Source organism: Pseudomonas sp. ADAK2 (genome assembly GCF_012935755.1).
In the GTDB taxonomy this organism is placed as follows: domain Bacteria; phylum Pseudomonadota; class Gammaproteobacteria; order Pseudomonadales; family Pseudomonadaceae; genus Aquipseudomonas.
The window spans coordinates 5,004,329-5,019,217 of record NZ_CP052862.1 but is presented as its reverse complement, the minus strand read 5'-3'; the positions used below and the strand labels follow the sequence as shown (position 1 = coordinate 5,019,217).

At 57.5% G+C, this 14,889-nt stretch carries 15 protein-coding genes; 6 read left to right on the top strand and 9 right to left on the bottom strand.

The window, feature by feature from the left end; all coding sequences use genetic code 11:
• Nucleotides 1-16 precede the first annotated feature (16 nt).
• Both HKK52_RS23050 and yccS read left to right on the top strand, forming a co-directional pair.
• Entirely contained in the window at nt 17-1,195 is a 1,179-nt protein-coding gene (locus HKK52_RS23050; RefSeq protein WP_169372727.1) for an NAD(P)/FAD-dependent oxidoreductase, read from the top strand.
• 163 nt (nt 1,196-1,358) lie between these two features.
• Nucleotides 1,359-3,542 (top strand): YccS family putative transporter, encoded by a 2,184-nt coding sequence (gene yccS, locus HKK52_RS23045; protein ID WP_169372726.1) that lies wholly within the window; start codon nt 1,359-1,361, stop codon nt 3,540-3,542.
• 155 nt (nt 3,543-3,697) lie between these two features.
• On the opposite strand, the gene HKK52_RS23040 is transcribed toward yccS, so the two are convergent.
• The gene (locus HKK52_RS23040; RefSeq protein WP_169372725.1) at nt 3,698-4,441 is read right to left on the bottom strand and encodes a substrate-binding periplasmic protein; all 744 of its coding nucleotides are present in this window, start codon (nt 4,439-4,441) and stop codon (nt 3,698-3,700) included.
• Between the two features lie 257 nt (nt 4,442-4,698).
• Between HKK52_RS23040 and HKK52_RS23035 the strand changes: the two genes are divergently transcribed.
• The gene (locus tag HKK52_RS23035) at nt 4,699-5,151 is read left to right on the top strand and encodes a GNAT family N-acetyltransferase (RefSeq protein WP_169372724.1); all 453 of its coding nucleotides are present in this window, start codon (nt 4,699-4,701) and stop codon (nt 5,149-5,151) included.
• 126 nt (nt 5,152-5,277) lie between these two features.
• On the opposite strand, the gene HKK52_RS23030 is transcribed toward HKK52_RS23035, so the two are convergent.
• From HKK52_RS23030 to HKK52_RS23020, 3 genes are read right to left on the bottom strand one after another with little or no spacing between them, the layout of a single operon-like run.
• A complete protein-coding gene (locus HKK52_RS23030; protein ID WP_123404302.1) occupies nt 5,278-5,574 on the bottom strand; it encodes a winged helix-turn-helix domain-containing protein in 297 nt (98 codons plus the stop codon).
• 12 nt (nt 5,575-5,586) lie between these two features.
• Nucleotides 5,587-6,078: a M48 metallopeptidase family protein gene (locus tag HKK52_RS23025; RefSeq protein ID WP_169374284.1), complete on the bottom strand. Its 492-nt coding sequence runs from the start codon at nt 6,076-6,078 to the stop codon at nt 5,587-5,589.
• Between the two features lie 45 nt (nt 6,079-6,123).
• Nucleotides 6,124-8,247, bottom strand: a complete 2,124-nt coding sequence (locus HKK52_RS23020) for a putative bifunctional diguanylate cyclase/phosphodiesterase (RefSeq protein ID WP_169372723.1) — start codon at nt 8,245-8,247, stop codon at nt 6,124-6,126.
• A gap of 322 nt (nt 8,248-8,569) precedes the next feature.
• On the opposite strand from HKK52_RS23020, the gene HKK52_RS23015 reads away from it, so the two are divergent.
• On the top strand, nt 8,570-9,238 hold the full coding sequence (locus tag HKK52_RS23015) for a polysaccharide lyase family 7 protein (protein WP_169372722.1): 669 nt from the start codon (nt 8,570-8,572) through the stop codon (nt 9,236-9,238).
• Nucleotides 9,239-9,409: 171 nt separating this feature from the next.
• Here HKK52_RS23015 and HKK52_RS23010 read toward each other — a convergent pair whose 3' ends face one another.
• Nucleotides 9,410-9,811: a hypothetical protein gene (locus tag HKK52_RS23010; protein WP_169372721.1), complete on the bottom strand. Its 402-nt coding sequence runs from the start codon at nt 9,809-9,811 to the stop codon at nt 9,410-9,412.
• Between the two features lie 243 nt (nt 9,812-10,054).
• Here HKK52_RS23010 and HKK52_RS23005 point away from each other — a divergent pair, with 243 nt between their 5' ends.
• A complete protein-coding gene (locus tag HKK52_RS23005; RefSeq protein WP_169372720.1) occupies nt 10,055-10,744 on the top strand; it encodes a transposase in 690 nt (229 codons plus the stop codon).
• A gap of 389 nt (nt 10,745-11,133) precedes the next feature.
• Nucleotides 11,134-11,712, top strand: a complete 579-nt coding sequence (locus HKK52_RS23000) for a hypothetical protein (RefSeq protein WP_169372719.1) — start codon at nt 11,134-11,136, stop codon at nt 11,710-11,712.
• Between the two features lie 155 nt (nt 11,713-11,867).
• On the opposite strand, the gene fba is transcribed toward HKK52_RS23000, so the two are convergent.
• From fba to HKK52_RS22980, 4 genes are all read right to left on the bottom strand, one after another.
• Entirely contained in the window at nt 11,868-12,932 is a 1,065-nt protein-coding gene (gene fba, locus HKK52_RS22995; protein WP_054044249.1) for a class II fructose-bisphosphate aldolase, read from the bottom strand.
• Between the two features lie 135 nt (nt 12,933-13,067).
• Entirely contained in the window at nt 13,068-13,400 is a 333-nt protein-coding gene (locus tag HKK52_RS22990; RefSeq protein ID WP_149659681.1) for an MliC family protein, read from the bottom strand.
• A gap of 56 nt (nt 13,401-13,456) precedes the next feature.
• A complete protein-coding gene (locus HKK52_RS22985; RefSeq protein ID WP_169372718.1) occupies nt 13,457-13,681 on the bottom strand; it encodes a hypothetical protein in 225 nt (74 codons plus the stop codon).
• 34 nt (nt 13,682-13,715) lie between these two features.
• Complete coding sequence (locus tag HKK52_RS22980; protein WP_169372717.1) at nt 13,716-14,879, bottom strand: phosphoglycerate kinase; 1,164 nt, start codon at nt 14,877-14,879, stop codon at nt 13,716-13,718.
• Nucleotides 14,880-14,889: the final 10 nt, after the last annotated feature.

Sequence of the window (14,889 nt, the reverse complement as noted above, 5' to 3'; positions counted from 1 at the left end):
GTGTGAGGACACCGTTTTGCGCTCTACCGAAGTCGTGATCATTGGCGCTGGCGCCGCAGGGTTGATGTGTGCGCTGACCGCCGCCGGGCGCGGGCGCAAGGTGATGTTGCTCGACCACGCCAACAAGGCCGGCAAGAAAATCCTGATGTCGGGCGGTGGCCGCTGCAATTTCACCAACATGTACACCGAACCGGGCAATTTCCTCTCGCAGAACGAACACTTCTGCAAATCCGCCCTGGCCCGCTACACCCAGTGGGATTTCATCGGCATGGTCGCCAAACATGGCGTGCCGTACCACGAGAAGAAGCTCGGCCAGCTGTTCTGCGATAACAAATCCAGCGACATCCTCGAAATGCTTTTGAGCGAGTGCGATCAGGTCGGCGTCAGCCTGCACCTGGACACCTCGATCCAGACCATCGAGAAACTCGAAAGCGGTTACCTGCTGGACACCACACTCGGCCAAATCACCTGCGAATCCCTGGTCATCGCCACCGGCGGTCTGTCGATCCCGACCTTGGGCGCCACCGGTTTCGGTTATCAAGTGGCCAAGCAGTTCGGCCACGATTTGCTGCCGACTCGCGCCGGCCTGGTGCCGTTCACCATCACCGATCAGCTTAAAGAACTGTGCACCGAGCTGTCCGGTACCTCGGTGGATTGCCTGGTGAGCTGCAACGAGCAGAGCTTCCGCGAGAACATCCTGTTCACTCACCGCGGCCTCAGCGGCCCGGCGATTTTGCAGATTTCGTCGTTCTGGGAATCTGGCGACACGGTAGCAATCAACCTGATGCCGGACCACGACGTGCCGAGCTGGCTGCAACAGCAACAAGCCGAACGCCCAAACAGCGAACTGAAAACCCTGCTGGGGGAAATCTTCACCAAGAAGATGGCCAACCTGTTGGCGGACAACTGGTTCGTCTCCAAACCGATGAAGCAATACACCCATGCGGAAATCGCCGACATCGCCGAAAAACTGGCGAGCTGGAAAATCGTGCCCGCCGGCACCGAAGGCTATCGCACCGCTGAAGTGACCCTGGGTGGCGTTGACACTCATGAAGTGTCGTCCAAGACCATGGAATCGCTGAAAAGCCCTGGTTTGTATTTCATTGGCGAAGTGCTGGATGTGACCGGGCATCTGGGGGGTTTCAACTTCCAGTGGGCGTGGGCTTCGGGTTATGCGGCGGCGCAGTACGTCTGATACACCGCGTTATCGTTCTTCGCGGGCAAGTCGAAAGCGTCCGAACAGACAACACAGAACCATCAAGGGAACAGATTTTGCTGTCAGATGTGATCGGCGCCATTGCGTCGGCGTCATTACTGGCTCAATTTAGCGTCATCGCCTCGGAAGGCCCTCGCACTTCATGTCATCGACCCCGTTCAGTCAGTCTCTGCGTCGCCTCTGGGCGCTGGATAAATTCAGTTACAGCGTAAGGGTGTTCATCGCCCTGACCGGCAGCATGGCCGTCTGTTGGTACCAGGATGAAATGGGGCTGTTGATCCCGTTGTTCCTGGGCATCATCGCCAGCGCCCTGGCCGAGACCGACGACAGTTGGCAGGGCCGCCTCAACGCACTGGCGGTGACGCTGGTGTGTTTCAGCATCGCCGCGCTCTCGGTCGAACTGCTCTTCCCCTACCCCGTCATTTTTATCATCGCCCTGGCGCTGGCCGCCTTCGGCCTGACCATGCTCGGGGCGCTGGGTGAACGCTATGGCGCGATTGCCTCGGCGACGCTGATCCTTTCGGTCTACACCATGATCGGCGTGGACCAACGCGGCGGCGCGGTGACTGATTTCTGGCACGAACCGGTGCTGCTGGTGGCCGGCGCCGCCTGGTACGGCCTGCTCTCGGTGTTGTGGCAGGCGCTGTTTTCCAATCAGCCGGTGCAGCAGAGTCTGGCGCGGTTGTTCCGTGAGTTAGGTTTGTACCTGAAGCTCAAATCGTCGCTGTTCGAACCGATCCGGCAACTGGACGTGGAAGCCCGGCGCCTGGAATTGGCCCAGCAAAACGGCCGCGTGGTGGCCGCGCTGAACGTGGCCAAGGAAATCATCCTGCACCGGGTCGGCAACGGTCGGCCAGGCTCGAAAGTCAGCCGTTACCTCAAGCTGTACTTCCTCGCCCAGGACATCCACGAGCGCGCCAGTTCTTCGCACTACCCTTACAACGCCCTGGCCGACGCGTTCTTCCACAGCGACGTGATGTTCCGTTGTCAGCGCCTGCTGCGCCAACAAGGCAAGGCCTGCCGCGCCCTGGCGGAATCGATCCAGATGCGCCAGCCGTTCATCTATGACGCCAGCTTCGCCGAAGCACTGGGCGACCTGCACGCCTCCCTCGAACACCTGCGCATCCAGAGCAACCCGGCCTGGCGCGGATTGCTGCGCTCGTTGCGCGCACTGGCGGCCAACCTCGGCACGCTGGACCGTTTGCTCAGCGACGCGAGCAACCCCGACGCCCTCGCCGACGCCACCGACAGCAGCCTGCTCGACCGCTCGCCGCGCAATCTCAAGGATGTGTGGCTGCGCTTGCGCACGCAACTGACGCCAACCTCGTTGCTCTTCCGCCATGCCCTGCGTTTGCCCCTGGCGTTGAGCATCGGCTACGGCATGGTGCATTTGATCCACCCGTCCCAGGGTTACTGGATCATCCTCACCACGCTGTTTGTCTGTCAGCCGAACTACGGCGCGACCCGGCGTAAACTCGGGCAGCGGATCATCGGCACCGCCATCGGCCTGACCTTGGCCTGGGCGCTGTTCGATCTGTTCCCGAACCCGTTGGTGCAGTCGTGCTTCGCCATCGCCGCCGGGGTGGTGTTCTTTATCAACCGCACCACCCGCTACACCCTGGCGACCGCGGCGATCACCTTGATGGTGCTGTTCTGTTTCAACCAGGTCGGCGACGGTTACGGGCTGTTCCTGCCGCGCCTGTTCGATACCTTGCTCGGCAGCCTGATCGCCGGCCTCGCGGTATTCCTGTTCCTGCCGGACTGGCAGGGTCGACGCCTGAACAAAGTGCTGGCCAACACCCTGACCTGCAACAGCATCTACCTGCGTCAGATCATGCAGCAATACGCCGCCGGCAAAAGCGACGACCTCGCCTATCGCCTGGCCCGACGCAATGCGCACAACGCCGATGCGGCGCTGTCGACCACGTTGGCCAACATGCTGATGGAGCCGGGGCATTTCCGGAAAGAAGCGGATGTCGGGTTCCGTTTCCTGGTGCTGTCCCACACGCTGCTGAGCTACTTGTCAGGGCTGGGCGCGCACCGCGAGACGCAACTGCCGCCGGATGTGCGTGAGCATTTGATCGACGGCGCCGGGGTGAGCCTGGCGGCGAGCATCGATGAGATCGCCCAGGGGCTGGCGAGCAAACTGCCGATTGCGATTCAGAGCGATGCGGAAGAGGCGTTGGCCAATGAGCTGGAGCAGATGCCGGATGAGATCGATGAAGGTCAGCGGCTGGTGCAGACGCAGTTGGCGTTGATCTGCCGGCAGTTGGGGCCGTTGCGGACCCTCGCGGCGCATCTGATTAAAGACACCAGCGAGGTCTGAGATGTGCGGTGGTTGGGCGGGCCTCTTCGCGGGCAAGCCTCGCTCCTACAGGACTGGGCGCGCTGCGATTCTCGACACGATAAAACCCATGTAGGAGCGAGGCTTGCCCGCGAAGGCGTCCTCCGCCACATCCCTAAATCCGGCTCAGCAACGCCTCACATCCCATGCTGTTTCAACAACCGTTCATAACTCCCATCCGCCTTCATCGCCGCAATCTCCCGATCAAACCCCGCCACGATCTGTTCATGCGCCGGGTTCTTCAGGCTGACCAGAATGTGCAGGCTGTTTTCGCTCAAGGGCTTGGGCAGGAACTCCACGGAATTACGGACTTTGGATGACTCCCGGGCCAGGTAATAACGGGCAACGAACTCATCTTCCAGGGTCAGCTTGACCCGGTCCGCCGCGAGCATGCGCACCGCCATGGCGAAGTTATGCACCGGGACTTTCTGCAGCGCCGCATCTTCATCGAACTCCGGCGAATACGCATAACCGCGCACCACGGCGATCGGGTAGGTGTGCAGTTGCTGCAGGTTGTTGTATTCGATCGGCGCGTCTTTGCGCTTGATGAAGCGCACGCGGTTGAGCAGGTACTCAGAGGAAAACTGCCCGAGCTTGGTCCGGTCGTCGTTGTACCAGGCATTGACCAGCACGTCGTAACGGCCCTCGCCCACGCCGAGCAAGGCGCGCGCCCAGGGCACCTGCTCGAAATCGCTGGCGTAGCCGGCCCGGGCCAGCGCCGTGCTGACGATGTCCGTGGCCAAGCCACCATTGACCAGCGTAGCGTCGGTAAAAGGTGGCCAGGCATCGGCCACCAGACGCAGCTTTTCCGCTGCCGCAGTCTGAGTCAGCAACAGCAACAGCAAGCCAATCAAAGCAAGAGCTCGATGCAATCGCGGCATGCTAGAAAATCCTTAGCGGGCGGGCTGCCCGATGTGTTTTTCAGCTAAAACCCCAAGACTCGACTACCGGCGTAGCGGTACTAAACCTTAGCTCATTGAAGCCACTGCACAGCGCTGACTTGCAGATTACACAAAGAAGACAACGGCGCGCGAAATGAATGATGGCATTTTGGCCTTTGTCACAGATTTCTCAGCCATCAAGACATCTTTCGCCGGGACGCTTAGTATCGGCAGGACGTAGTTCAAGGAATGTGAAGATGACAATCGAGTGGGTCTGCAAACATCACAGCGATCTGGGGAAAGAGCAGCTGTATGCCATTTTGAAACTGCGCGCCGAAGTGTTTGTGGTCGAGCAGCGCTGTGCTTATCAGGACGTCGACGGCCAGGATCTGGAAGGCGACACCTGCCATTTGATGGGCTGGAACGGGGATGCGCTGCTGGCGTACCTGCGTTTGCTCGACCCGGAGTTACAAGGCGGCGACGTGGTGATCGGGCGGGTGGTGACAGCGCCGGAAGGTCGTGGCCAGGGGCTGGGGCATGAAATGATGGAGCAGGCGTTGAAACAGGCTGAGAAGCGCTGGCCCGAAGTGCCGATCTATCTGTCGGCGCAAGCGCATTTGCAGGGGTATTACGGGCGATATGGGTTTGTCGCGGTTGGGGAGGAATACCTGGAGGATGATATTCCGCATATCGGGATGCGGCGTTCTTGAGGGCCTCTTCGCGGGCAAGCCGTGCTCCTACAGGGTGTTTGGGTTGCCCGCATCATGTGTGTACAACGCGAACAACGTAGGAGCGAGGCTTGCCCGCGAAGGCGCCGGTACAGGCGCCACAAAACCCTAGGGATATTCCAGCACCGCTTTAATCTGCCGCAAATTGCGCTCGATCCACCCCCGATCAATCGCCCCCCACTCGCGAATCCGATAACGCCCGGCATGGTTGCGCGCGCCGTCTTCCTGTTCGAACTCACAGACGATATCCAGATCCGCCAACGCCGCAATGGTGTCCTGGGCCGTGCGCCGGGGCATGCCGGTGACTTCGGTCAGGGTCGGGACGCTGCTGGCCAGCCCGCTGTCGATCAGGTACGCCACGTACAACCGGCGGTAGAAGCTGCTTTTGGTTTTGCTGACGTCCATTCGGACACTCCTTTACTGCATATCCCGCCAAGTCAGATACACCCGCAGATCAAACTCCACCTGGTGATACCCCGGCAACATGTGTTCGCACAACTTGTAAAACGCCTTGTTGTGATCCGACTCTTTGAAATGCGCCAGCTCATGCACCACGATCATTTTCAGAAACTCCGACGGCGCTTCCTTGAACAGCGAAGCCACCCGGATTTCTTTCTTGGATTTGAGCTTGCCGCCCTGCACCCGGGAAATCGTGGTGTGCAGGCCGAGGGCGCGGTGGGTCAGGTCCAGGCGATTATCGAACAACACCTTATCGATGGCCGGGGCGTTACGCAGGTATTCCTGCTTCAGGTCCAAGGCATAGGTGTACAACGCCTTGTCGCTTTGCACGCCGTGCTTTTGCGGGTAACGCTGATCCAGGTAGTCGCCCAGCCGACCGTCGGCGATCAGCTGGCGCACCTGGTCCTGTAACGCAGCGGGATAGGCCTGGAGGTATTTCAACGCGGTCATTGGGCGGGCAACACGAATCACGAAAAGGTCGCCAGTGTAGCGAATTCAGCGGGGCAGCGCGCTCCAGTCGAAGGGCTGCACAAACTCTCCGGCATCGTCGGAGGTCATGGGCCGCGCCACCAGGAAGCCCTGCACATATTCGCAGCCGTTGGCCTGCAGCCACTCATATTGCGCCACCGTTTCCACGCCCTCGGCGATCACCAGCAGGCCGTATTGTTTACACAGGTCGATCACCGTGCGCACCAGCGAGGCATCCCGCGTCGACTCCGGCAACCGCGCAATCAGATGCCGGTCAAGCTTGAGCGTGTCCAGCTCCAGATCCCGCAGATGCGCCAGTGAACACGGCCCCGAGCCAAAGTCATCCAGTGCCACCCTAACCCCCAGATTGCGCAGCAAACGCAGTTGCTTGCGGGTTTCGTCGGGGTTGATCATCAACGCTTCTTCGGTGACTTCGACCTCTATTTGACTCGGCCGCAATTCATGGCGCTCCAGCGTTTGCCGCAACTCGGTCACCAGATTGGGCATGCCGAATTGCGTACTGCTCAGACTCACCCCCAGCACCAGGTCATCGGCGAACAAGGTTTCCCAGGCTTTGCGCTGCTTGGCGCTGCGATGGTAAATCCAGCTGCCCAGGCGACTGATCAACCGCGCCTCTTCCAGCAACGGCAAAAACAGCCCCGGCGGAACATCGCCGACACTCGGGTGTTGCCAGCGCAGCAACGCTTCGAAGCCGCGAATCTGCCCGCCATTGATTGCCACTTGCGGCTGATACACCAAATTGAAATCGCGGTTCTCGATGGCGGTACGCACGCTTTCTTCGAGCATCAGGCGCGAGCGTGCCCGCCCGTTCATTTCATGATCGTAGAAGCGGTATTGCTGACGCCCAGCGCGCTTGGCTTCGTACATCGCAATGTCCGACGCCCGCAGCAAGCCGTCGAGGTTGGAACCGCAATCCGGATACGTGGCGATGCCGATGCTCGCACCGAGGGCAATGTCCAGGCCTTCGATCTGCTGACAGATCGATACGCGCTCAATCAGTTTCTCGGCAATCTTCGCCGCTTGCTCGGGGAATTCCAGGTCGAGCAACGCCGTGAACTCATCGCCGCCCATGCGCGCCAGAATGTCGAAGGGTCGCAAGCAAGCCTTCAACTGCTCGGACACCCAGCGCAACACCCGATCACCGGCATCGTGACCGAGGGAATCGTTGACCCGTTTAAAACCGTCCAGGTCCAGGTACAGCAACACCCAGGCACTGTCGGAACGCTCGCCGCGCAGCAGCAGGTTTTCCACGGTCTGGTGAAAACCACGGCGGTTGAGCAGCCCGGTCAGCGGGTCGGTCACCGCCTGGAACTCCAGTTGCTGATGCAGGTGGCGCACCACCGACATGTCCAGCACCGTCACCACCATCGCATGTTGCTCGGAGGGCAGTGGCGCGCAGGACAACGCCACCGGCACCTGCTGGCCCGGCGCCGTGCGCAACAGCGCATCGTGCAGGCGCGAGGTTTCGCCGCGTTTGTAGCCCGTATACAGGTCGGAATCGGCCCAGATCGGGATGTGCGGCTTTTGCAGGAAATCCAGAAACTCCCGGCCTTGCAGGTCCTTGACCGTGGCATTGAGCAGCCGCGACATCGCCGGGTTGGCAAAGCGAATCAAGCCGTCCTCACCCACTACCAGGATGCCTTCGGCAGCGTTGTCCAGCACCGAGGCGTTAAACGCCCGCGCGACCTCCAGATCGTGGCTCAGGCGCTGCAACGCCCGGCGATTGCGCTGATGCTCCAGCAACGCCTGGACTTTGGGCTTGAGAATCTGCGGGTCGAAGGGTTTAAACAGGTAATCCACCGCGCCGCTGGCGTAACCCTTGATCACGGCGTCCTGGGACTGCTCGTTGGCGGTGAGGAAAATAATCGGGGTCAAGCGGGTGCGTTGACTGCCACGCATCAGCCGCGCGACTTCGAAACCGTCCATGCCCGGCATCTGCACATCCAGCAGCACCAGGTCGATATCGTGTTCAAGCAGCAAACTGAGGGCCTCGAAGCCCGAGGCGGCGGTCATGACCTGCCAGTCCTGGCGCTGCAACAAGGCGCGCATGCTGATCAGGTTTTCCGGGTAGTCATCAACGATTAAAAGGACAGAGCTGCCTTCACCTGGCGTGGGTTGCGCGCATTCCATGCTGCTTCTCTTGTTCGGGGCGACAGGCCGGTTTCTCGTGAAAACCGGACATATACTGAGCCTTCACTCTAGACCCGGATCGGCAAAAGCAGTAGGTGTCATCGCGCCATCATTTAACCAAAGCGTCCATAAGCCGACTAACGGTCGGCGCTACAGCCCCCTGAAACCGGGAAGGATGGCTTTTTGACAGGATGTTGACGTCAATCTTCTGCCCGGCGGGCATTAACAAAGCCCGCGACTACGCTTATAAAGGCAGCCCTCCAAGGCCCGTGCTAGAGCTTCTGGCACGGGCGTGCAGCATGAATTCGTGGAAGCTTTGTCTATGATCGATCTCGCAACATGGAACCTCAGTGTTCCTGTCGGCAATCCGCCTTACACCGTCGAAACAGCCAAACTGGTGAAGGGTTTCAAGGACCAATACTTCCATTCCGACACCGGCACCCTGTTTTTCTGGTCCCCGGTCACCGGCTCCAAAACCGCAAACGCCAAATACCCCCGCACCGAACTTCGCGAAACCTACAGCAACGGCACCCTGCGCAACTGGCTCTACCCGGAGGCCGACAATTCCCTGCGCGCCACTTTGGCGGTGAACCAGGTGCCCAGCTCGGGCAAAATCGTCATCGGCCAGATCCACGCTTATGAAAGCCAGAAGCCCTTGGTGAAGCTTGAGTATCAATTCAAGACCAGCACCCAGTCGGGCAACATCGTCGCCAAAGTGCGCATGCACCCCGATGACGGCGAAGGCCGGGTCATCACCATTGCCACTGGCGTGAAACTGGACAGGGAGTTTTCCTACCTCATTCACCTGAGTCCTGGTGGTCAGTTGGGCATCAGCGCGGCGGGTTATCAGTGGGACTCGAACATCAGCGCCACCTGGCGCGACAAGCCGCTGTATTTCAAGGCCGGTGTGTATGTGCAGGACCACACCGGGTATACCAGCGAAGGCGGGAAAGTGACGTTCAGCAAGCTGGATATTGATCACGATAAGTAAGCCTTCTGCCCTGATCATTCCCACGCGCAGCAAAGGAATGCAGCCCGGGACGCTCCGCGTCCCTTCCTGAGGCTGGAACGCAGAGCGTCCCTAGAGGCATTCCCACGCAGAGCGTGGGAACGATCTCATTAAATAAATCTGTCCCCTTTTCCCCCTCAACTACTCACGCCTTTACGCGAACGACTCGAATGTTCCCTCTGCTGAAAAGACCCCTTCCTCAAAGAGTTTGAATTCCCCCGCGGGATATGGCATACCTGCTGACAAACGAAACGTACCACTGGCACATTTATCATCGTAAACACGATCAATCTCCAAATGTGCTCTAACGGCCTCATCATTTCCCCTTAGCGTGTAGGTCTTTCCAACCTCAAGGCCCACTCTAAACTTAATCCCCATATAATAATGGTGCCCGCCTAGTTCTCTATACTTCGGATTAATATAAAAGAACTCGTTATCCCTAGACAAAAGGCCCTCTCCCTGAAGCTTCAACGGGTGCTCACCATAGTCCTGATGTTTGAATATGACTTTCAGTTCACCAGAAACTTGGCTACCGACGCTATTTTTAATTTCCATTTTTTTCATCCAGCAAGTAAATGAGTTCAAGAGAAAAAAGGGGACAGATTTATTTATGCCCCCTCTTCCCCTAACCATATGCAACCTACGATAACAAAGCACCTGTAAGAAATAACAGTTTCTAATGCTCTTTTGCGATAACAAACCGTGAGTCATGACACGAAATCTCACTAAAAACCGTTGGGTTATCGTTTACCCTCCTCTGCTACGCTGTTGACAACATACATGGAAGTAGGTGGCAACATGCCCAGAACGGCACGTATTGTTTTACCCAATTACCCGCATCATGTCGTGCAACGAGGCCACAACAAGCAGGTGGTGTTTCCCGAGACAAGTGATTTCGCACATTACCTGGCTGATCTGCAAGAACTCAAAGCCGTCTTCGATGTGAAGGTGTACGCGTTTTGTCTAATGACCAACCATGTCCACTTATTACTTGCCCCCGGTGACTCTGCTGCTGGTCTCGGACAGTTGATGAAAGGCTTGGCAGGACGAATGACCCGGCACCGCAACAAACTGGAAGGACGCTCAGGCACGTTATGGGAAAGCCGTTACAAATCCAGCGTCGTACAAACCGATATCTACTTACTGGCCTGTAGCCGATACATCGAGCTCAACCCGGTGCGAGCGCAAATGGTTCAACGTGCACAGGACTACCCTTGGTCAAGCTTGCATCTACGCCTCAACGAATTTCCAAAGAATAACTGGCTGGATGAAAGCCCTGGATTCAGTGAACTTGGCACGAACCTCGCTGAGCGTATTACTCACTACGCGTCCTTTATGGAGCAGGGCGTTCCCTCATCAGAACTGCAATTGATTAGAGGCGCACTTCAACGCGGACAACTCACTGGGAGTCCGAAATTTACCGATGAGATTGAGGAGATAACCGGATTACGAATAACGCAGCGGGCGCGAGGTAGGCCGGCGAAATAGACTGAACACTTTTGAAGAGGGGCTGATTAAATAAATCTGCCCCCTTTTTTCATTTTTCTTGCTTTTTCTTTCTTTCCCTCTGCGACGCGACGACGAACCGCATTTTAGTTTTAACATCCATAACAAAAAACTCTTAAAAACTGTCAACTTTTACAGCTGACAGAAAATTTGATGCTGCCTACTATTCAACACGAAACAAGAAAAAATGAAAAAGCACAGATAAATAAATCCGTCTCTTTTTCCTCCTTTTTCCTTTACAGCTACGAGTACAACTTGGATTGCCTGCAATTCAAAGCGAGAGAAACAAAAAGAGAAAGTATTGATGAAATATTCTTTTCTATTTGCGCTCTTATCACGTCATATAAAACCCCATAGCAACAGGTGAAATCATGAGTACCGATCGCCAAAAATCGTTTACCGCCCGTTTGAGTTACGAAGAATATGCTGTTTGCTTCTATGAGTTAACACTAGACGCATCAACCGTGACAGGATATTTCAGAGGGAAACAAGTAACAGTTCCAGGCACCAAAGGATATGCGAACCTCAAGGATACCAAATATTTGTGCCTGAACAATAAACTTAATAAAAATGAAGGACCTTTACTTTATTTTCGTTATGTAGATGGCGGGTATATTATTTACGTCCGAGAGCAAGGTCCACAGTATGGAAAAAGCATTGGCATTTCAAATGGCTGGTTATTAACATCGGACACACCAGTCCACATGCGCCTCGCGGCGGTAGGAAACGAAAGTCTGAAACTAACGCTAGATGATTTTCCGAATGACACTTATAAAGAATTGTGCCTGCAAGGTCCCGACGGAACTTTGCAATACTACAAATTTGTAAAAACTGATGTTTCGTTTTCCTACTCTTACCTTGTGACTTACGGAGGTAAAAGCCCAATCCCATTCTACTTTGAAATCGTAGAAAAAAATGTGCCTTATCTAAGTAATCCCGAGGAAATTTAAAAAACAGAAAAGTGACAGTTTTATTAATCTAGCTCTAGCTCTAGAATACCACTTATAAAACTCCACTTTCATGGTGGGCAGCCTGCCTGCTAATCACCCCCCCAAAAAACCCGCCTCTCGGCGGGTTTTTTATCAACGCTGTTTAACGCCCAGGCTTAATTAACCTTAGCGTTCAACTCACCTTTCAGATAACGCTGATACATCGCTTCCAACGAGATCGGCTTGATCTTCGAAGCATTACCGGCAGTACCAAACGCTTCATAACGAGCGATACACACATCACGCATGGCGGTCACGGTCGCGCCGAAGAACTTGCGCGGGTCGAACTCGCTCGGGTTGGTGGCCATCAGGCGACGCATCGCACCGGTGGACGCCAGGCGCAGGTCGGTGTCGATGTTGACCTTGCGCACGCCGTGCTTGATGCCTTCAACGATTTCTTCAACCGGGACGCCGTAGGTTTCTTTGATGTCGCCGCCGTACTGGTTGATGATCGCCAGCCAGTCTTGTGGCACGGAAGACGAACCGTGCATCACCAGGTGGGTGTTAGGGATGCGTTTGTGGATTTCTTTGATGCGGTCGATGGCCAGTACGTCGCCGGTCGGTGGCTTGGTGAACTTGTACGCGCCGTGGCTGGTGCCGATGGCGATGGCCAGGGCGTCGACCTGGGTGCGTTTGACGAAGTCAGCGGCTTCTTCCGGGTCGGTCAGCATTTGGCTGTGATCCAGAACGCCTTCGGCGCCGATGCCGTCTTCTTCACCGGCCATGCCGGTTTCCAGGGAACCCAGGCAGCCCAGCTCGCCTTCTACCGAAACGCCGCAGGCGTGAGCCATGGCCACAGTTTGTTGGGTCACACGGATGTTGTAGTCGTAGTCGGTCGGGGTCTTGCCGTCTTCGCCCAGGGAGCCGTCCATCATTACCGAGCTGAAGCCCAGTTGGATGGAGCGCTGGCAGACGTCAGGGCTGGTGCCGTGGTCCTGGTGCATGCACACCGGGATGTGCGGGAATTCTTCGATTGCCGCCAGGATCAGGTGACGCAGGAACGGGGCGCCTGCGTATTTGCGAGCACCGGCCGAAGCCTGGACGATCACCGGGGAGTCAGTCTTGTCAGCGGCTTCCATGATGGCGCGCATCTGCTCAAGGTTGTTGACGTTGAAGGCTGGAACGCCGTAGCCGAATTCGGCTGCGTGGTCCAACATCTGGCGCATGCTGATAAGTGCCATTGTGTGTGTCTCTCCCGGTTTGGGTCGTTAATCGTGCCAGCCTGCCGTAGCGGCGGCGGCTATTCAAGTTATTGCAGATCGGGGGTGAGTCCGGTCCGCTCATTCGGTGTTGCCTAACTCTCTACGAGCCATCGATTACTCGGCTTTACAACCGCGGCCGATCAAATCATTGGTGGCGACCCAGTAAACCAGGCCTTCCTCACCTTTTACGTGAAACGCCAGCATGTCGTTGCTGTACAGCGAACCTTCGGCGCCCGGTTCAAGCTTCAGGCGATAGACCTGATCGGCCCCGCCGAGGCGCACGTCGACTTCCCTAAGGCTGTCGTCGGTGTAGCGCCAGAGCACTTTGGCCTGGCTGTCGCAGGTCCAGGTGGTCCAGTTGTCCGCGGGCGCCGAGGTGTTGAACAGGTTGAAATTCGAGCAACCTGCCAGCAGTGCCAGCGCCATGACGGCGATAAAACCTTTCATCCATGTTCCTCGACCAACGGCGCACGCCGCCGGCCTTGAGTAAAGAGTCAGACCCGTCAAGGGCAGCCATGTTCCTTGGCCGGGGTCTGTGTCTCGTATTTGTCCAGGCCATCGGGCCCGGAACGCTTGTTGAGCACCGGGTTGGTTTCCGCCTGCCAGTCGGCCTGGTAACAGCCCTTATCAGCCGGCGCAGACGGCGCGGGGTCGGGCTTGGCTTTCGGGTTACTCCCGCAAGCCGTCAGCGAAACCGCGACGATCAACAGCGCAATCGTCCTGACCATATCAACACTCCTTTGCCTGGTCATTTAAGTGATCTCAGGCCTTGGCCCGGCTTTCCAGGACTTCAACCGCCGGCAGAACCTTGCCTTCGACGAACTCGAGGAACGCGCCACCGCCGGTAGAAATGTAGGAGATCTTGTCGGCAACGCCATATTTATCGATGGCGGCCAAGGTATCGCCGCCGCCGGCAATGGAGAACGCCGAGCTTTCAGCGATGGCCTGGGCCAGCACTTTGGTGCCGTTACCGAACTGGTCGAATTCGAACACCCCCACCGGGCCGTTCCACAGGATGGTCTTGGACGACTTCAACAGCTCGGCGAAATTCGCCGCGGTCTGTGGGCCGATGTCCAGGATCATGTCGTCTGCCGCTACATCAGCGATCAGTTTGACGGTCGCCGTGGCGCCTTCCGCGAATTCCTTGGCAACCACCACGTCCACCGGCAGCGGCACGCTGACTTTGGCGGCGATGGCACGGGCGGTGTCCAGCAGGTCCGGTTCGTACAGGGACTTGCCGACCGGGTGACCGGCAGCGGCCAGGAAAGTGTTGGCAATGCCGCCGCCGACGATCAACTGGTTGCAGATCTGGCTCAGGCTGTTGAGCACGTCGAGTTTGGTCGAGACCTTGGAGCCGGCAACGATGGCGGCCATTGGCTGGGCCGGGGCGCCGAGGGCTTTGCCCAGTGCGTCCAGTTCAGCGGCCAGCAACGGACCAGCGGCGGCGACTTTGGCGAACTTGGCCACGCCGTGGGTCGAACCCTCGGCACGGTGAGCGGTGCCGAAGGCGTCCATCACGAACACGTCGCACAGGGCGGCGTATTGCTGGGCCAATTCGTCAGCGTTCTTTTTCTCGCCTTTGTTGAAGCGTACGTTTTCGAACAGCACGATGTCGCCGGCCTTCACGTCAACGCCGCCCAGGTAGTCGGACACCAGCGGCACTTCGCGGCCCAGGGCCTTGCTCAGGTAGTCGGCGACGGGCTTGAGGCTGTTCTCGGCCGAGAACTCACCTTCGGTCGGACGGCCAAGGTGCGAGCAGACCATCACGGCCGCACCTTTTTCCAGGGCCAGCTTGATGGTCGGCAGCGAAGCCAGGATACGCGCATCGCTGGTGACAACACCGTCCTTGACTGGGACGTTGAGGTCTTCGCGGATCAGTACGCGTTTACCTTGCAGATCGAGGTCGGTCATCTTCAACACGGTCATGGGTCGCAAT